We start from the raw sequence: 17,234 nt of genomic DNA, 5'->3' as shown, positions 1-17,234 counted from the left end.
CCGACTGCGTTATCCACGAGGAACGCCATGCTGACCGTCAATCGGCGACACTCTATCCACAAGCAGTTCCAAGCGACACGCGATCGCCAGATATGTCGTGCCTGGCGGGTGGAAAGGCATGACAAAACGGGCCGTCAGCACCGATCAGCACGGTGGGTTTTGGCAATAACGGGCTTGCGAAAGCCAACTTGCACGGGGCGAATGATCAAAAAGTGCTCGCTGGCGGTGATAGGGAAAGTGTCGGCGCCGGCTTCACGGATTCAGGTACACACTTATATAGGCACTGAAATTCTGTCTCTTGCAACACATACACCATCTAAAACAGCATAACATTCTACAAAATGATCGCCTTGAAACGAAGTTCTCTCACTTAGCTTTCCATCAGCATTTCCTTGCTTTATTTGACCCCTAATTTGATTATTACTCTCGGCCCATACCCCTACATTTCTTACTTTCCAATAGTATGTAACTGGCTTTGGCACTCCATTATACTTAACGTAAAAGCTAAGACTTTTCCCCGTTGGAATTTGGTAATAACCAAATAATTTAGCCAACTTTTCTCTCAGCAGTCCTTCAGCATTTATCTCACAATCAATTTCCAACTCGTATTTTATATTGACTGGAAATTTATCGTCTATAAACTCTTCTGTATTCGCATAAGCTAATGAGCGATTACCATCCATTGCTTTTTCGGACAACTTAATTTCAAGCGGGAATTTACGTCCAAATACTGACCTCCATTTTTTATCAGGCTTTTCTTCTTCCAGTGCCTCTTCACACCTTCTAAGTGCTTTTTTTGCTTTTGGATGAAAATTTGCTTTTTTATATACGTGAGAACCGCTACCTGGTGCTCTCCAGTATTCTTTATCTTGGTCCTGATCCACTAGGTAGGAAAAGAAATCACGAACCATATATTTATATGATGCATACGATTTATTGTCATAATCATTGGTGGATCGTATGAAATGGTAGCCTAAAGTATCAATCAAAATTCCACTCAATGGCACTCCATGTTCATTTTTCCAAGCACGAACCATCTTACAAAGAGTTCGAAGATTTCGATTCTTCAAATCGTTTATTTCTTTCATCTTATCTTGCTCAGCGACAGGATCGCATTCTCGCCACTTACCTCCATCATTTGTATCTGGAAACTTATAACTTCCATCAATATTTTTAAATGCTGGAACCAACTCAATAACATGGCCTTTCGTAAACTTTACTGCAACAATCTGACCATCAACTCGTATATCAGAATTATGATACGTGTCTTTAAGTGCATTACAAACCTTTGAAAGCAACTTATACTGCTTGTTTCCTGAATAGCCCTGAACTTCACTATACAAACTCCAAGGAAGTTCAAATATCATATCCAAATCACTTACACCATTTATTGCAGTGTAACGTCCGTAAGAGCCGACTTGGCGACAATGAGAAAACTCAGAATCAGTATTCCAGAATTTTTTATTTAACGATTTTGTTATTCTTTTGTAGCTGGTTGAAATTGACTCTGCATTTTTGACGGCAAGGTTTTCACGAAACTGAGAAAATAGCTGGCTACTCATTACCTACCCCTTTAAAATGAAAATAATAATAACGGCTAAAAGAATGAAAGCTAGAAAGGGATAAGCAGTGAATGGGATCTTGTCTCTCCACAAAGAAAACGGTCTTATTCTGTCAATCCACTCTATCTGCATCTGTCCAAAAAATTTATAATGTGCATAAGCATCGCTGACGAAAACCTGCTTACTTATCGCTATATCTTGGAATTTCTTATCTATCTTCTGCAATTCATCCAAATACTTATTGGAATTAAAGTCATCATCGCTTTCAACCCTTGCTGATAATTCTTTTAAATTATGAAAAAGACTAGTCATCTTTTTTCCTACCGATTCATATTTTTTCTTTTCCGCACGATAAGGTTCAATGTATAGTGCAGATATACCAAAAATGATCAGTAAAGCGGATGAAAAAGAATCAAGCTCAAAATTAGTGGCTAAAGCAACAATACCTATAGATATCGAAATGAAAGATATCCAGCCAGGTGCTTTGCTGATAATATCATAAGTAGCCAAGTGCTTTTTAGCTCCAAAGCCTACGTCATATCCCTTTTCGGCTATTTGAAGTAGTAAATCCTCTTTTCTCATAGTATCTTCTTCTCTTAATTTCTATAATCGATAAAAAATAATTTCGCATAAGGTTTATTCAACATCATACCATAACACTTACTCATTTAATTTATACTCATATTCAATTTTATGCCCTTTAGCAGGAAGACACTCAAAGGAAACCTCACTCCCTTTTTTAGCTCTCTTCAAATCATCTAATGGATTTAAATATACAGACTTTATATATGTAATCTTATCAGGTAACGATACTTCTTCATCAAAAATCTTCAGCACTCTCCCCTCCTCTTCTATCCTTAAATCTGTTGAAGACCCTATCTTCATCTTGTCTATAGCTTCTGGACCTTCACAATCCAATATTAAACTTATTTTTGAATTACTCTTCAAAGACTCCTCATGATTAACAAGCACACTCGATAGAATACTTGCCGCATCGTATATTTCTAAAACTTCTTCTTCTGGATGAAAGCAATTTTGTTTATACAATATCTTGTGATTTAACTTTTCAGAAATTAGCCTTACTTTATCTATAAAAACGAGAATACTGTCAACATCCTGAATCCGTGAAGCCGGCGCCGACACTTTCCCTATCACCGCCAGCGAGCACTTTTTGATCATTCGCCCCGTGCAAGTTGGCTTTCGCAAGCCCGTTATTGCCAAAACCCACCGTGCTGATCGGTGCTGACGGCCCGTTTTGTCATGCCTTTCCACCCGCCAGGCACGACATATCTGGCGATCGCGTGTCGCTTGGAACTGCTTGTGGATAGAGTGTCGCCGATTGACGGTCAGCATGGCGTTCCTCGTGGATAACGCAGTCGGCTCCGCAGCGTCTTGAGCACCGTCATGCGCCCGATATCCTGCCCGAAGTCGAGGATGATCTGCCGTGCCTTGTGAATCACGAGAGCCGCACGGTGCACCARCTCTTGTAGCACGGTGCGCAGCCGGCGCCGCTTGGCCGGGTGGCGAACCGGGCTCAGCTCGCCGGTCATGCCCAGCTGTCCCATCAGGCGCAGGATGTTGTAGGCCAACTGGGCGAGATGCAGGATCAGATCGTTGGTGGCGAACTTGCCGGACGGCAAGCGCTCCAGGTCGAGATCGGTCTTGATCTCGCTGTGAAACTGCTCATGGGTGGCATGCGCCTGGTAGCGYTTGATCACCGCCTCCGGCGCCTCGTCCAGGCTGGTCCACCAGCCTTCCAACTCATAGTCCGGTTCGAGCAGCAACTGGCCATCGCSATCGGCGGTGCGCTCTACCAGGCGCATCACGCGTTGGACGACGTATTCGGTCTTGTTGTCGTCGTGGATCGAGACGGTCTGCGKCCACAGCGCCTGGCGCTTGCCAGGACGCAGCTCTTCCCAGTAGTCCGCCGCCACCGCCAGCCAGGTATCTCGATCAGCCGTGGCCGAGCCRCGCGGGTTCCATTTGACGACATAGTCGAGCCGGCGCCCCTCGTCGGCAAAGACCTGGCGTTGCTGTTCGAGAAGCGCCAGGTGCGCCTGGCTGTCGAAGCCGCTGTCCTCGCGTAACAGGATCGGTTGCTTGGTCARGCATTGGGCGCGAGGCAGTACCCGCTCCAGGAAGGCGTTGCTCTCCTTCATGGTGTGCTGCTTGCCAGGCCGCAGTTCCAGACCCAGGCACCACCCTTCGTTGCCCAGATAGGCGGCGATCGGGGTGTAGCCATCGACCTTCTGGTAGGTCCGCGAGACGCCTTCCTTCTTCGAGTTGCTGTTGTCCATGACGAAGGTGTCGATGTCCAGGCAGACGTGCGTCGTCTCGGCGGTGATCGGTGCTTCGATCAGTGACAGCAGGGTCGTGGACCAGGTGGCGGTGCGCGCCTGCAGGTCGTTGGCGGCAAGTTTTTCCAGCCGCTGTCGCAGCGTCGCCGCGCTCGGCACCTTCTGCAGGGTCAGCAGTTGTTGGAAGGGCTTGTCGCGGCGGAAGTTCTCGACAGCGTCATAGTCGCTCATGCCCAGACACAGCAGGCCCAGGTAGCTCTTGATCACGTCACTGGTGCGCATGCCCAGCGTGGTGGGGAAGCGGCTGTCGATGCTGTCGACGCCAGCGATCTCGAAGCATTGCCCGATGATGGACAGCCCGGCGTGGCTGGTGAGGGTGCGGCAACTGGCGCGGAACTTTATGTTGGGCATGGCACTGTCTGGGTGAATGGCGATAATGGCTATATTGCCATGCAGGTCAGTGGGTTAGAAGTGCTTCCGGGGGCCGGTCTCACGGATTCAGGATCAAGTTATAATGGATACGCCGACGCTGATTAAACGCGTGTGACACTTTTGTATGAGGCGCTCATCAGCCTCTCGGCGAAAGCATCCGCTATTGATTAAGGAGAAAAGGCATGCAGCGCGAACAGGACCCCAAGACACGCGACTGGACGTTCACACTCGGACACAGGGAATTGGTGGTGCACCAACGCTATGAAGCGCTGAGCATTCTGAATGATTTCATGTTGGGGATCTGGTTCACCATCGGCAGCGTCTGCTTTTTCTACGAAGGCAGCCTCAGAACACTGGGCGTCTGGCTGTTCGTGATCGGCAGCGTGCAGCTGCTGTTACGCCCGGCGATTCGCCTGCATCGCTATATCTACTTCAAGCAACTGCCGGACACCAATCACGATGCCTAGCCGACAAGGAAGACCGTTCAGCGCAGCTGGCTATCCTTGCTGCCTCGACGGTTATAGCCGCTGACGCTTGCCTGCTTCTTGTCCACGGCCGCCTGGCAGTCCACGCACAGCCGAACGCCAGGAATGGCCTTGCGGCGGGGCTCGGGGATCGGCTCGCCACATTCTTCGCAGGTGTCCAGGCTTTCGCCCCGGGGCAATTGGCTGCGGGCTCGCTGCACCGCGTCTTCCAAGGTGCTTTCTATCTGCGCTTGTTCAGCGCCGTCTTTTGCCCATCCACCGGCCATGGCCGCGCTCCTCGCTAGGTTAAAACCTCTTTCAGCATAGCAGCTAGGCGGACGGGTCGTGTTGCTCGACGCCCTCGAACACCTCGGGGTATTTGCGCTTGGCGCGCGCCAGCCGAATGATGGTAATGATATTGGTGACCACGATCAGGGCTTCGGCAAGCGTGCCGCCAATCGTGCCGATCAGCAGGTTGTTGAGCATCCATGCCAGGGCCGCCAGCCCCAGGAAGACGCGCATGGCGATGCCGCGCAGCAGGAACATGCCCAGCGTGCCCAGCACCATGGCCGTTAGGGGCAAGACGTCGATCCAGCTCTGCCAGGTAAGCCATGCCGCGATACCGCTGACCGCCAGTACTCCCGCCATGACCGGCTTGCTGCCCAGAAAGCGCCGAGCCAGCACGATGCGTACGATCACCAGCACCGTCAGCGCAGCGGCGGTCCAGCTCCCGAAGAACACAAACTGCAGCGCAAAGGCCACGTTGGCCGAGATCAGCAGCACCAGCAGGCGGTCATCGTGCTTGCTTGAAAATGCCACCAGGCAAATCACCAGGGCGACCAGGCCAAAGAACTGACCAGCCAGGGCGCTGTGGCTGAATGTTTCAAGCATAACGACAGGGCTCCTAGGTCGGCTTTGCCCCAGGCTACCACGTCGTTACCGTCACTGCCTCTGGCCAGTGGCGGCCATTGGTAACAGCTTGAGCGGTGACCAACCCAAGCCTAAACGCTATTTGTTGAGTTTTTTGCGCCGCTGTTCGGCCCGCTTGATGGCGGATAGTTTTTCGGGCCGCTTCATCGACTTCCAGTGGCGGATCTCTTCAATACTGCGCCCACAGCCAGTGCACATGCCTCCTTTCAACTGGCAAGCCGAGATGCAGGGACTGTCGATTTTCTTGGCCATCAGTGCCTCGCGGCACGGGAGCGCAACCGGCGCTGCCAGTCGCCACCGTGAGTATGCTGGCACGACTGCTCACTATCGAAATCGATATGCTGGCTAACGCTGTCGATTGCCACGCCCGCATCAACCAGGGCATTGGCCGTAAGGTCATGAAGGCGATGCTTGTCGCCTCCTTTCAGCGCTGAAGCCAGGTGTGCATCAGTATCAAATACCCAGATAACGACAAGGCTTGCGGGGAAGTTCTGATAGTCAACGCAGTGGGTCAGCCAGACAAACCCAACCACCTCCGCTTTGGCCTGTTCGCAGGCATCGGTCAGCGCAGCAATTAGCTGGCGCTCCAGTTTGCCGCGTTCCCGTTTGGCAATCATGAGTGTTCCTGCTCGTTCGTGTGTGTAGAGAAGTAATCCGAACCGCTGGCCGACTGCCGGGAGACACCCGGCAACGCCTGCATCCTCGTGCCAAGCGCCTTGACGATCACCGCGTGGCATTTGCCAACCGGGCTCGGTACTGCCACACCAGCACCATCACGGGCACCAGCGCGACAGGCATCAACAGCAGGTTGAGCATTGCCCAGCCCAGGCTGCTGACCAATGGCCCCGCCATCAGAGCCGTGGTAGCGGCGGTGCCAAACACCAGAAACTCGTTGGCGGCCTGAGTACGGGCTTTATCCACCGGCCGGTAGCTTTCGGTGAGCAGCCCGGTGGCGGGCAGGAACGTAAAGTTCCACCCCAGGCCCAGCAGCATCAGCGCCACGTTGAAACCGGCGAGACTGATACCCAACTGAGCGACCAGTGCGCTTGCCACCAATAGCAGGCAGCCTACCACGATGATCCGTTTGGCACCGAAGCGAGTGGCCAAGTGACCCGTAAAGAACGAAGGCAAGAACATGGCCACCACGTGCCACTGAATGGTCATCGAGACGTGGTTGAAGTCGTGCCCCGCTCCCGCCATGGCGAGCGGCGTTGCGGTCATGGCCAGATTCATCACGCCGTAACCGACCATCGCCGCGCTCACCGCCACAATAAACCCGGGCTGGCGGACTATCCTGCCCATCGGCAAGGCGGTGCCTTCACCGTGGGTGCGCGAAGCGGGCGGTAATTGCGTCAGGATCAGCACCACCAACGCCAGGGCGTAGATGGCAGCCAGACCGGCAAAGCTGCCCAGAAACGGCACCTCACCCAGTTCCCGGCTGACTCTGGCAAGCCACGGCCCGGCAAACGCGGCCAGGACACCGCCGCCCATCACCAAGCCAATCGCCCGATCACGCAGGTGCACAGGCGCCGCCTCCACGGCGGCAAAGCGATACAGCTGACCAAAGCCAATGCCGATGCCGATCAACCAGGTCGCCAGCAAGAACAGCCCAAAACGTTCGCTCATCAACGCCTGAACGGCCACCAGCGCGCCCACCAATCCCACTATGTTGCCCAGCATGAACCCGCGCTTGCGGCCCAGCCTGGCCATGATCAGCGAGGCGGGAATGGTGGCGCACATCAATCCCAGCCACTGGGTGGCAACCGGTGCAGTGGACAATGACGCGCTGGGCGCCAGAGAGGCCCCGATCAACGGCGAAACGGCAATCAGCAGGACATTACCAGTGACCAGCAGCGCCTGGCAGAGCGATAACAGAGTGACGGTTAAAGGCATGAGTGATGCTCCAGGGTGGAATCCGCATGGGAAGACGCAAAGCGTTGGCGATAGACGGAGGGGGAGACCCCGTAGTAGCGCTGGAACTGTCGGCGCAGCTGCTCGGCACCGCCCAGCCGCCAGCGCGCTGCTAACCGCTCCAACGCGACGGGCTGATGCGTGTCGAGTAAGGCAAGGCGAGCTTGTTCGAGCCGCAACTGCGTCAGATAAGCGCCCGGTGTGGTGTTCAGATACCGCCTGAACAACCGCGACAGATGGCGCGGCGTAACGGCCATGAAAGCCGCCATTTGATCCACGGCATGTTCGCCAGCGGGGTCGGCATGCAAGTGGTCAAGCAGGCGGCGCAGCGGGCCCGCGGATTGCTGGCCGCGCAGTATCTCGCTGAACTGGGATTGCCCGCCAGGGCGATGCAAGAACACCACCAGCTCGCGGGCCACGCGCCCGGCAAGCTCGGCGCCGTGATCGGCTTCCAACAACGAGAGTGCCAGATCGATCCCCGCCGTTACGCCAGCACTGGTGTAGCGTCCGCCGCTTTCAACGTAGAGTGCGTCCGGCGCTACCTTGAGTGACGGGTAGGCGTTGGCCAGCGCGTCGACGTATCGCCAATGGGTGGTCACGCGCAGGCCGTCCAGAAGCCCAGCCGCCGCCAGCAAAAAAGCGCCACTGCAGATAGATCCCAGGCGTCGTACCTGCGGGGCGAGCGCGCGCAGCGTCGCCAGCATCTCGGGCGTCTCGCATTGACGGGCCACGCCGCTGCCGCCCGCCACCAGCAGGGTATCCAGCGGCGGTAACGCTGCCAGCTGGTCGAGGGAATGACTGGCATCAAGCGCCAAACCGCCGTTGGTCATCAACTTGCCAGGCACATCGGCAGCAAGCGTCAATTGATAGAGCGGACGTTGGCTCAGTTCATTAGCCGTGGCAAATACCTGCCAGGGGCCGCTCACATCGAGCAGTTGGCAGTCGGGATAAGCGATTAGCGCAATATGGCGGGACACGGTGGTTCTCCCTTCAGACGATAGAAGCCTTCAGTCGATAGAAGAGAGTGTCACCGTTCAACGAAATGTCGGCAAGGACCATTACCCCACCGATTAAGACATTAGCCGTTCACCCCGTTTGGCTGACGGGCGCGCCTTCCATCCGGCGCACGCTGGACACAAAGTCGCTGAAGCGCTCGCCCTGGATCAATACGTGATCGCTGAGCGCCTGCTGGGCACGTACCGCATCGCCGCATTCGATGGCATCGAAAATAGCCTGGTGCTCGCTGAGCGAGTTGTGCACGCGCTGGCGAACCTGCAGTTGCAACCGTCGATACGGCTTCAGGCGCTGCTTGAGCTGGCGTGCCTCGCTGGCGAGAAAGGTGTTGTGGCTCGCCGTGTAGATACAATCGTGAAAACCTTCGTTCTCGTAGTAATACTCATCGGTGTCCCCCGCCAGCGCTGCCGCTTCGCAGCGTTGATGCGCCTCACGCAGGGCAGACAACTCCTGATCGGTAATGCGCCGTGCGGCCAGCCGACCGCACATACCCTCCAGCTCGGCCATGACCTCAAACATCTCGATCAGTTGGTCGATGCCTACCCTGGCAACGAAGGTGCCCTTTTTGGGGGAGACCGTCACCAAACCACTGGCCACCAGTTGCTGAATCGCCTCTCGAACCGGGGTGCGTGAGACGTTGAACTCCGCCCCCAGGGTTTCCGGATCAAGCCGCTCGCCGGGCGAACGGCGTCCGTTAATGATGTCGTCTTCCAGTGAATCCTTGAGCCGCTGGGCGTTGGAGCGTTTCGAGCCTGGCATGCGTCACCCCCTTTATTGGCAGCGCTAAATTGTACATAAAGAATATGTCATAAAGTTGACATTAGCATACGTAGCGCCTATTGATGTATATATCAGCTCGACTGATGAATACATAAAAGCCAATCCAAGACCACAACAACAACCGTTGGAGACGCCACATGCAACGTAACCACCTAGTCACTGCCGCCGCTTTAGGACTGGCAATCGCCGCTTCGCACGCCTCAGCCAATACCGTACTGCGCGCATCCCACCAGTTTCCTGGTGGCCAGGGCGATGTGCGCGACGAAATGGTCCAGATGATGGCCGAGGAAGTGGCCAACGCTGACGTCGGCCTTGAAATAGAAGTCTACCCTGGCCAATCACTGTTCAAGGCGCGCGAGCAATGGGGCGCGCTGGCGCGGGGGCGGCTGGATATCACCTCACTGCCGCTCGACTATGCCAGCGGCCGTCACCCGGAGTTTTCCGCCACGCTGATGCCCGGCCTCGTGCGCAACCACGAGCACGCCCAGCGTCTTAATGATTCGGAATACATGGACATGATCAAGGATGTCATTCAGGAAGGCGGTGCGCGCGTGCTGGCCGATGCCTGGCTGTCCGGCGGCTTTGCCTCCAGCGAGCAGTGCATCACCTCGCCCGACACCGTGGACGGTCAGGTTTTCCGTGCAGCGGGGCCGGCATTTGAAGAAATGCTCGAGGCCGCCGGGGCGTCCATCGCCTCAATGCCGTCATCGGAAATCTACACCGCCATGCAAACCGGCGTACTCGACGCCGCCAACACCTCTTCCATGTCGTTTGTGTCCTATCGTCTGTACGAACAGGTCGAGTGCCTGACCGAGCCCGGCGATTTTGCCCTCTGGTTCATGTACGAACCCATCCTGATCTCCGAGCAAGTCTGGCAGGGCCTCAACGATGAGCAGCAGGCGGCGTTGATGGACGCTGGCGAAAAAGCCGAGGCGTTCTTTGCCGAAGAGGCCGCCGCCATTGACCAGCAGATGGTCGACGTCTACGAGGAAAACGGTGTTGAGGTCGTCAAGATGACCGAAGAGGATTACAACGCCTGGCTCGAGATCGCCCGTGAAACCTCGTATAAAAACTTCGCCGAAAACGTCCCTAACGGCCAAGCCATCATCGATGCGGCGCTAGCCGTCGAATAAGTCACGCTGCATTTAACCTGTCCGACCATCCTGCGGGATGGTCGGCATGATTGATGACTTACCCGATCTGATGACCCCGCTTGATGACACCGCTTGATGAGGGACGTATGGCAACCACAACGCACACTCCGGCAACACGCAGCGGCCTGATAGGTGGCTACATCCGGACAATGGACCAGCTTTCTCGCTTTTCAGCCTACATCGCCTGCGCCCTGTTTATCGCCGGGGTGCTGGCCATCTGTCACATGGTGTTCACGCGCTACGTGCTCGGCTGGAGCACCAGTTGGCAAACCGAATTTACGATTTTTTCCGTGACTGGGGCGATGCTGATGGGCAGCCCCTATGTACTCATGACCGGAGGCCACGTGGCCATCACCATCTTACCCGATGCCATTGGCGGCCTGGGCCGCAAGATCATGCTTACCATCGCCTCGCTGTTTGGCTTCGCGTTCTGCGCCGCGCTTGCCTACGCCAGTTGGGTCTACCTCTTCGAAGCGCTCCACGGCGAATGGACAACCGGCTCGGTGTGGAACCCACCGCTTTGGCCGGCGCTGCTTCCTGTGGCGGTCGGTACGACCTTGCTGGCGTTACAGTACGTCGCCGACATTCTGCGCGGGGAGGGCTGACCATGGATCCGATTACGCTGGGTATTATCGTGGCCGTGGGCCTGATCGTGCTGATGGCCATCGGCACGCCGATTGCCTTTGCCCTGGGCGGTGTCTCGCTGATGGCGCTGCTCTATGACCGCGGCCTTCCCGAACTGACTTACTTCGGGGAAACGTTTTTCGACCGTATTGCTGAATTCGGCTTTGTGGCGATCCCCATGTTCATTCTGATGGGCGCGGCCGTGGCGTCCTCGCCCACCGGGCGCGATCTGTATCGCTCGCTGGATTTGTGGATGGGACGGCTACCGGCGGGGCTTGCGGTATCCAATATTGGTGCTTGCTCGATTTTTGCCGCGCTGTCCGGCTCCTCCCCCGCCACCTGTGCGGCCATCGGCAAGATGGGTATTCCTGAAATGCGCACGCGGGGCTACCCCGACGGCGTCGCCGCCGGCTGTATTGCCGCTGGTGGCACGCTGGGGATACTGATTCCACCGTCCGTGACCATGATTATCTACGGCATTTCCACCGAAACCTCCATCGGCCGTCTGTTTATCGCCGGCGTTGTGCCGGGCTTCATGCTGGCTGGGCTGTTCATGATCTGGACGATCATCGCCTGCAAGCTGGCGGGCGGCTACGCCAATCCTCTGGCGGCCTCCGCGGAAAAGCTCAAGAACACCGTCCAGCAGAATGTCGACAGCAACATGAAAGCCGTGGTGCGTGTCCTGCCCTTCCTCGGGGTGGTGGCCGGTATTCTGTTCGCACTGTACGGCGGCGTCGCGACACCGTCCGAAGCGGCGGGCGTCGGCGCCTTCCTGTGTCTGATGCTGGCTATCCTGATCTACCGCATGTGGCAGATCGGTCCGATCAAGCTGATCATGCGCGACTCCCTGCGCGAAAGCGTGATGATCATGCTGGTTATCGCCTGCGCCGAGGTGTTCGCCTATGCGCTGTCGTCGATGTTCATTACTCAGACCGTCGCCGCAGCAATCGCCGACCTGGAGGTCAATCGCTGGGTGCTGATGGGGGTCATCAACGTCTTCCTGCTGGTCGCGGGTTTCTTCCTGCCGCCAGTAGCCGTGATCGTGATGACCGCGCCGATTTTGCTGCCGATCATCCTGGCGGCAAACTTCGATCCTTACTGGTTCGCGGTGGTACTCACCATCAACCTGGAAATCGGCCTTATCACCCCGCCGGTCGGGCTCAACCTGTTCATTATCAAGGGCATTGCACCGGATATCTCGCTGCGCGACATCCTGATGGGCAGCCTGCCGTATGCGCTGTGCATGGTGCTGGCCATTCTATTGCTGTGCCTGTTCCCCGGCCTAGCTCTATGGCTGCCCAACCTGATCATGGGCTGAAAGGAGTACGATCATGAACATGATGTTTCTTCAGGAACTGTTCAACAACATTACCCAGCGCGACGCACTGTTGCGGCGGCGTCAGTCTGTCGCCTCAGCGGTGGACCATACGCATCTGGTCAAGGCCTGCCAGGCGCTACTGGAGAGCGACGGCGAAGCCTCCAGCATCGCCCTGGCCAGCCGCGCCCTGGCGATCTACCGGCGCCTTTCCGAAGAAGAAAAGCAGCGTTTCTTCAAACGCCTCGCCGAGGACTTCGCCGCCGAGCCCGAGCAGATTGACAGTGCCTACGAAGCCTACCGCGACGCGCGGGACAACCGCTCCCTGCAGACGCTGTTCGAAGCCTGCGAGCCGCTTCGCCAGGAGCTTTTCCGGCGGCTCAACTTCGCCAGCGACGGCACCTACGAACTGGTCAACATGCGTCAGGATTTATTGGGTATGCTGCGCGATCAGCCCGACCTTGCGCCCATCGACGACGACTTTGCGCACCTGTTCGGCTCCTGGTTCAACCGCGGCTTTTTGATGCTCAAGCGCATCGACTGGAACACGCCCGCATCGATTCTCGAGAAAATCATTCGTTACGAAGCGGTACACGAAATTCAGGATTGGGACGACTTGCGGCGCCGCCTGGACGCCCGTGATCGCCGATGCTTTGCGTTCTTTCACCCTGCCATCGGCGATGAACCGCTCATCTTTGTAGAAGTCGCCCTTCATAAAGGTCTGCCAAGCCGCATTCAGCCCATCCTTTCCGGGCAGGATGGCGTGGATGACCCCGACGATGCCGACAGTGCCGCCTTCTTTGGCATCAGCAACTGCCAAACCGGCTTGCGTGGTATTTCGTTTGGTAACTTCCTGATCAAGCAGGTGGTACAGGAGCTTTCCCAGGAGCTTCCCCAGTTGAAGTACTTCGTGACGCTTTCACCGGTACCCGGGTTTGCTCAATGGCTCAGCGAACAGCGACAAAACGACCACTGGCCGTCCAGCGTCCGTGACACCCTGGCAGAGCTCGATACGCCGGGATGGCATCAGGATACACAGCGTCAGGAACGGCTCAAAGCAACGCTACAACCGCTCGCTGCCCACTATCTGGCCGACGAAAAAAACCGCCATGGTTTGCCCCTAAACCCCGTTGCCCGCTTTCACCTGGGCAATGGCGCCAAGCTTCAGCGTATCAACTGGCTTGGCGATATTTCCGAAAAAGGCCTAAAGCAGGCCGCCGGCCTGATGGTCAACTACCTCTATGTGCTCGACGACATCGAGCGTAACCACGAAAACTATACCGCCAAGGGCACCATTGCCTGCTCGAGCGACGTGCGCGACCTCGCCAAGCGGGCGCGCAAGCTGGCCAAGGGAGAACCTGCCAAATGAACCACAATCTGTTTGCCACCTTTGCCACTCAGATGCGCAAGCGCGGGGACGCCGACTTTATCACCACCCGCGAAGGCCGCCGCTATTCCTACGCCGATGCGCTGAGCCAAAGCGCCCGCCTTGCCGGCGCTCTGACCGCTCTTGGCGTACGCCAGGGGGATCGTGTGGCGGTCCAGGTGGACAAAAGCCCCGAAGCCATTTTGCTATACCTTGCCTGCCTGCGGATGGGCGGTGTCTATTTGCCCCTCAACACCGGTTACACCGGCGATGAAATTCGCTATTTTCTGAGCGATGCCGAGCCCGCGCTGTTTGTCTGTCGGCCTGCCGACGTCGACGAGGCACGCCGCATTGCCACCGACACCGGATGCCCGGCGGTTGTCACTCTGGGCAGCGCAGCCGATGGTAGCCTGATGGACGAAGCGGCGAGCGCCGCCCCCCATGATGAAATCGCCGAGCTGGATATTCGCGACCTGGCGGCGATTCTATACACCTCGGGCACCACCGGGCGCTCCAAGGGGGCCATGCTGACCCACCAGAACCTGGCCTCCAATGCCGAAACCCTGGCCAAGGCCTGGCACTTCAGCGCCGAGGATCGCCTGATCCACGCGCTGCCGATTTTTCATACCCACGGGCTGTTTGTAGCGTGCAACGTCACCCTGATGGCCGGTGCCAGCATGCTGTTTCTGCCCAAGTTTGACGCCGACGTGATTTTCGAGGAACTACCCCGCGGCAACGTGATGATGGGCGTACCCACCTTCTACACGCGCCTTGTTCAGGACTCGCGCCTGACACCTGACGTCACCGCCAACATGCGGCTGTTCGTATCCGGTTCAGCACCGCTGACCGCCGAAACCCACGAGGCCTTCGAGGCCAAGACCGGGCATGCCATTCTCGAACGCTACGGCATGACCGAAACCAACATGAACATCTCTAACCCCTACCATGGTGCGCGCCGCGCGGGCACCGTGGGTAGGCCGCTGCCCGGCGTGGAAATACGCATCACCGACAGGGAAACCGGCGATGAGGTCGCCCCCGGCGAGATCGGCATGCTGCAGATTCGTGGGCCCAACGTGTTCATCGGCTACTGGCGAATGCCGGAAAAAACCCGCGAGGAGTTGCTTGAAGACGGCTTTTTCATTACCGGCGATCTTGCCCAGGTCGACGAGCAGGGCTATGTGCATATCGTTGGACGGGATAAAGACCTGGTGATTTCGGGTGGCTACAACGTCTATCCCAAGGAAATAGAACAGGTCATCGACGAACTGGAAGGGGTATCCGAGTCTGCGGTGATTGGCCTGCCCCACCCGGACTTTGGCGAAGGCGTCACCGCCGCCGTGGTCACCCAGCCGGGGGCGGACCTCGACGAAGCCACCATCCTAGACCACCTGCAGGGAAAACTTGCCAAGTATAAGCAGCCCAAGCGCGTGTTCTTCATCGATACCTTGCCGCGCAACACCATGGGCAAGGTGCAAAAGAACGAGCTACGCAAACGCTTCCACGATACTTACCAGTCAGCTTGACGCAGTAAAGCAAACGCCCCGCTCCCTGCAAGGCACAGGAAACGGGGCGTTTGTCGGTTGGTCGAATCGTCGTGGCGCGCTTAACCGGCGAACGAGGCGTACATGATGATGACCAGCAGCACCAGTACGATACCGGCAGGCACCGCCCCTTTCCACGGGGTGAGGTCAACATCGCCAGAGTGCTCCTGGACCCAGTCGGTCTCGCGCGGACGTAGCTTGCCAATCACCAGCATCACCGCCACCAGCAGCACGAATACCGCCGCGACAAAGTGGAACTCATGCATGACGGCGGGTAGCTTGTCGAAGGGTGGCACGAAATAGCCCGCGGCGATCAGCAAACAGCCACCTACCAAGCCAATTTTCGCCGCCATCGGCGGTACACGCTTGGTCAAAAGCCCCACCAGCACCACCGCCAGGATAGGAATGAAGTAGATGGCATTCATCTTCTGCAAGTAGCCGAACAGGCTTTCCTGACCTGCCAGTAAGGGCGCAATGGTCATGGTGGTAATGGCCATGATCCAACCAAACACCTTGCCCGACTTCACCACCTGCTCCTCTGTGGCGTCTTTCTTGAGGACTTGCTTGTAGATACCCAAGCTGAAGATGGTCGTCGTGCTGTTCAGCGCGGAGTTGAACGACGACAGGATCGCCCCGACCATCACCGCGGCAAAGAAACCGGTGAGGTACGGCGGCAGCACGTTAAACACCAGATGGCCGTAAGCTTCATCGGCGCGAATGCCATCATCGGCGTACAGGTGGTAGGCAATGATCCCTGGCAGTACCAGATAAATTGGGCCCAGCAGCTTGAAGAAACCCGTCAGCAGGACACCCTTCTGGCCTTCCGCCAGGTTTTTAGCGGCAAAGGTCCGCTGGATGATCTGCTGGTTGGTCGTCCAGTAGAACAGGTTGATCAGGAAGACACCGGTGAAAAGCGTGAAGAACGGCACCTGTTGATCACTACCGCCGATCGAATTGAGCTTGTCAGGATTGCTGGTTTTCAGTGTATTCCAGCCTTCCATGATGCCTTCACCACCGCTGACGGCTTGCAGGCCGAAGTAGACGATCACAAAGCCACCGATCAAAAGACCAACGCCGTTAAGAGTGTCGGATACCGCGACCGTGCGTAACCCGCCGAACAGCGCATAGATGGCGCCCACAATCCCTACGACCCATACCGTCAGCCAGAGTAGCGTGGTCGGTGATTCGATACCCGTCAGCGCGGGCAGGTCGAGCATGCCCTGCAGCCCTATCGCACCCGAGTAGAGAATAATCGGCAGCAAAATCACCGCGTAGGCAATCAGGAAGATCACGTTGGCGATCAGTTGCGTGCCTTTATCAAAGCGGATCAGCAATAGTTGGGGCAACGTCGCAATACCGCTTTTTAAAAAGCGCGGCAGGAAGAACAGCGCCAGCGCCACCAGGGCAATGACTGCTACCACTTCCCAGGCCATTACGCTCAGGCCATCGCTGAAGGCTGAGCCGTTCAGCCCCACCATCTGCTCGGTGGACAGATTGGTCATCAACAGCGACCCGGCAATCAAGGGAAACGTCAGCGTCCGACCTGCCAGGAAATAGCCGCTGGTGCTGCTGTGATCATCCCTTCGCGTAATGCGCCAGGTAATAAAGGCCACTAAACAAGTGAAGAATAGAAATGACGCCAGGGTGAGGGCATGCATAAGAACATCCTTCGGGGCGGTCGCGCATGCTCGCGTGCTACACAAAACATCAGCGCAGTGGATTTAGGTAAATTTACCGAGTGGCGTTGGATTTTAGAACGGTGACTCGATTCTGCTATTCGTCTTTAGTCGCAATCAAGCGCCTAAAGAGGTGTTTTTCTAACAAAATTTTCTAAATATCAGACA

At 56.4% G+C, this 17,234-nt stretch carries 18 protein-coding genes; 6 read left to right on the top strand and 12 right to left on the bottom strand.

Translation table 11 applies throughout. The features are described 5' to 3' along the window. Positions 1-272: 272 nt before the first annotated feature. The 4 genes from B7L15_RS10760 to B7L15_RS10745 form a co-directional block, all read right to left on the bottom strand. A complete protein-coding gene (locus B7L15_RS10760; protein WP_085918975.1) occupies positions 273-1,562 on the bottom strand; it encodes an SMODS domain-containing nucleotidyltransferase in 1,290 nt (429 codons plus the stop codon). Between the two features lie 3 nt (positions 1,563-1,565). Further along, positions 1,566-2,144, bottom strand: a complete 579-nt coding sequence (locus tag B7L15_RS10755) for an SLATT domain-containing protein (protein ID WP_085918974.1) — start codon at positions 2,142-2,144, stop codon at positions 1,566-1,568. 78 nt (positions 2,145-2,222) lie between these two features. Further along, positions 2,223-2,915, bottom strand: a complete 693-nt coding sequence (locus tag B7L15_RS10750; RefSeq protein WP_085918973.1) for a hypothetical protein — start codon at positions 2,913-2,915, stop codon at positions 2,223-2,225. Continuing rightward, positions 2,909-4,270, bottom strand: a complete 1,362-nt coding sequence (locus B7L15_RS10745; protein WP_085918972.1) for an IS1380 family transposase — start codon at positions 4,268-4,270, stop codon at positions 2,909-2,911. The genes B7L15_RS10750 and B7L15_RS10745 overlap by 7 nt, the downstream gene beginning before the upstream one ends. 203 nt (positions 4,271-4,473) lie before the next feature. Between B7L15_RS10745 and B7L15_RS10740 the strand changes: the two genes are divergently transcribed. Then, a complete protein-coding gene (locus B7L15_RS10740; protein ID WP_085918971.1) occupies positions 4,474-4,758 on the top strand; it encodes a YrhK family protein in 285 nt (94 codons plus the stop codon). 17 nt (positions 4,759-4,775) lie between these two features. On the opposite strand, the gene B7L15_RS10735 is transcribed toward B7L15_RS10740, so the two are convergent. From B7L15_RS10735 to B7L15_RS10705, 7 genes are all read right to left on the bottom strand, one after another. Continuing rightward, on the bottom strand, positions 4,776-5,042 hold the full coding sequence (locus tag B7L15_RS10735; RefSeq protein WP_085918970.1) for a DksA/TraR family C4-type zinc finger protein: 267 nt from the start codon (positions 5,040-5,042) through the stop codon (positions 4,776-4,778). A gap of 43 nt (positions 5,043-5,085) precedes the next feature. Next, positions 5,086-5,646 (bottom strand): YgjV family protein, encoded by a 561-nt coding sequence (locus B7L15_RS10730; protein ID WP_085918969.1) that lies wholly within the window; start codon positions 5,644-5,646, stop codon positions 5,086-5,088. A 117-nt stretch (positions 5,647-5,763) separates the two neighbouring features. Next, on the bottom strand, positions 5,764-5,937 hold the full coding sequence (locus B7L15_RS10725; RefSeq protein WP_085918968.1) for a DUF1289 domain-containing protein: 174 nt from the start codon (positions 5,935-5,937) through the stop codon (positions 5,764-5,766). Beyond that, the gene (locus B7L15_RS10720) at positions 5,937-6,302 is read right to left on the bottom strand and encodes a hypothetical protein (protein ID WP_085918967.1); all 366 of its coding nucleotides are present in this window, start codon (positions 6,300-6,302) and stop codon (positions 5,937-5,939) included. The genes B7L15_RS10725 and B7L15_RS10720 overlap by 1 nt, the downstream gene beginning before the upstream one ends. A gap of 106 nt (positions 6,303-6,408) precedes the next feature. Continuing rightward, the gene (locus tag B7L15_RS10715; protein ID WP_085918966.1) at positions 6,409-7,578 is read right to left on the bottom strand and encodes an MFS transporter; all 1,170 of its coding nucleotides are present in this window, start codon (positions 7,576-7,578) and stop codon (positions 6,409-6,411) included. After that, entirely contained in the window at positions 7,569-8,573 is a 1,005-nt protein-coding gene (locus tag B7L15_RS10710) for a GlxA family transcriptional regulator (protein ID WP_085918965.1), read from the bottom strand. The genes B7L15_RS10715 and B7L15_RS10710 overlap by 10 nt, the downstream gene beginning before the upstream one ends. Positions 8,574-8,682: 109 nt before the next feature. After that, positions 8,683-9,369, bottom strand: coding sequence for a GntR family transcriptional regulator (locus B7L15_RS10705; protein WP_085918964.1), 687 nt, complete (start codon positions 9,367-9,369; stop codon positions 8,683-8,685). A gap of 158 nt (positions 9,370-9,527) precedes the next feature. Here B7L15_RS10705 and dctP point away from each other — a divergent pair, with 158 nt between their 5' ends. From dctP to B7L15_RS10680, 5 genes are all read left to right on the top strand, one after another. Beyond that, entirely contained in the window at positions 9,528-10,523 is a 996-nt protein-coding gene (dctP, locus tag B7L15_RS10700; protein WP_085918963.1) for a TRAP transporter substrate-binding protein DctP, read from the top strand. A 107-nt stretch (positions 10,524-10,630) separates the two neighbouring features. Next, positions 10,631-11,149 (top strand): TRAP transporter small permease subunit, encoded by a 519-nt coding sequence (locus tag B7L15_RS10695; protein WP_085918962.1) that lies wholly within the window; start codon positions 10,631-10,633, stop codon positions 11,147-11,149. A 2-nt stretch (positions 11,150-11,151) separates the two neighbouring features. After that, positions 11,152-12,486 (top strand): TRAP transporter large permease, encoded by a 1,335-nt coding sequence (locus tag B7L15_RS10690; protein WP_085918961.1) that lies wholly within the window; start codon positions 11,152-11,154, stop codon positions 12,484-12,486. Between the two features lie 13 nt (positions 12,487-12,499). After that, positions 12,500-13,852 (top strand): malonyl-CoA decarboxylase, encoded by a 1,353-nt coding sequence (locus tag B7L15_RS10685; RefSeq protein ID WP_085918960.1) that lies wholly within the window; start codon positions 12,500-12,502, stop codon positions 13,850-13,852. Beyond that, positions 13,849-15,372, top strand: a complete 1,524-nt coding sequence (locus B7L15_RS10680) for a malonate--CoA ligase (RefSeq protein WP_085918959.1) — start codon at positions 13,849-13,851, stop codon at positions 15,370-15,372. The genes B7L15_RS10685 and B7L15_RS10680 overlap by 4 nt, the downstream gene beginning before the upstream one ends. A gap of 80 nt (positions 15,373-15,452) precedes the next feature. On the opposite strand, the gene B7L15_RS10675 is transcribed toward B7L15_RS10680, so the two are convergent. Then, positions 15,453-17,048: a solute:sodium symporter family transporter gene (locus B7L15_RS10675; protein ID WP_085918958.1), complete on the bottom strand. Its 1,596-nt coding sequence runs from the start codon at positions 17,046-17,048 to the stop codon at positions 15,453-15,455. Between the last annotated feature and the right edge of the window lie 186 nt (positions 17,049-17,234).

The sequence above is a fragment of the Halomonas sp. CSM-2 genome (genome assembly GCF_002119345.1).
Classification (GTDB): domain Bacteria; phylum Pseudomonadota; class Gammaproteobacteria; order Pseudomonadales; family Halomonadaceae; genus Vreelandella; species Vreelandella janggokensis.
This window is presented reverse-complemented; position numbering and strand designations above follow the sequence as displayed.

Coding starts and splice junctions, on each gene's coding strand:
- B7L15_RS10760 (WP_085918975.1), bottom strand. CDS start 1,562: ATGAGTAGCCAGCTATTTTCTCAGTTTCGTGAAAACCTTGCCGTCAAA.
- B7L15_RS10755 (WP_085918974.1), bottom strand. CDS start 2,144: ATGAGAAAAGAGGATTTACTACTTCAAATAGCCGAAAAGGGATATGAC.
- B7L15_RS10750 (WP_085918973.1), bottom strand. CDS start 2,915: ATGCTGACCGTCAATCGGCGACACTCTATCCACAAGCAGTTCCAAGCG.
- B7L15_RS10740 (WP_085918971.1), top strand. CDS start 4,474: ATGCAGCGCGAACAGGACCCCAAGACACGCGACTGGACGTTCACACTC.
- B7L15_RS10735 (WP_085918970.1), bottom strand. CDS start 5,042: ATGGCCGGTGGATGGGCAAAAGACGGCGCTGAACAAGCGCAGATAGAA.
- B7L15_RS10730 (WP_085918969.1), bottom strand. CDS start 5,646: ATGCTTGAAACATTCAGCCACAGCGCCCTGGCTGGTCAGTTCTTTGGC.
- B7L15_RS10725 (WP_085918968.1), bottom strand. CDS start 5,937: ATGGCCAAGAAAATCGACAGTCCCTGCATCTCGGCTTGCCAGTTGAAA.
- B7L15_RS10720 (WP_085918967.1), bottom strand. CDS start 6,302: ATGATTGCCAAACGGGAACGCGGCAAACTGGAGCGCCAGCTAATTGCT.
- B7L15_RS10715 (WP_085918966.1), bottom strand. CDS start 7,578: ATGCCTTTAACCGTCACTCTGTTATCGCTCTGCCAGGCGCTGCTGGTC.
- B7L15_RS10705 (WP_085918964.1), bottom strand. CDS start 9,369: ATGCCAGGCTCGAAACGCTCCAACGCCCAGCGGCTCAAGGATTCACTG.
- dctP (WP_085918963.1), top strand. CDS start 9,528: ATGCAACGTAACCACCTAGTCACTGCCGCCGCTTTAGGACTGGCAATC.
- B7L15_RS10695 (WP_085918962.1), top strand. CDS start 10,631: ATGGCAACCACAACGCACACTCCGGCAACACGCAGCGGCCTGATAGGT.
- B7L15_RS10690 (WP_085918961.1), top strand. CDS start 11,152: ATGGATCCGATTACGCTGGGTATTATCGTGGCCGTGGGCCTGATCGTG.
- B7L15_RS10685 (WP_085918960.1), top strand. CDS start 12,500: ATGAACATGATGTTTCTTCAGGAACTGTTCAACAACATTACCCAGCGC.
- B7L15_RS10680 (WP_085918959.1), top strand. CDS start 13,849: ATGAACCACAATCTGTTTGCCACCTTTGCCACTCAGATGCGCAAGCGC.
- B7L15_RS10675 (WP_085918958.1), bottom strand. CDS start 17,048: ATGCATGCCCTCACCCTGGCGTCATTTCTATTCTTCACTTGTTTAGTG.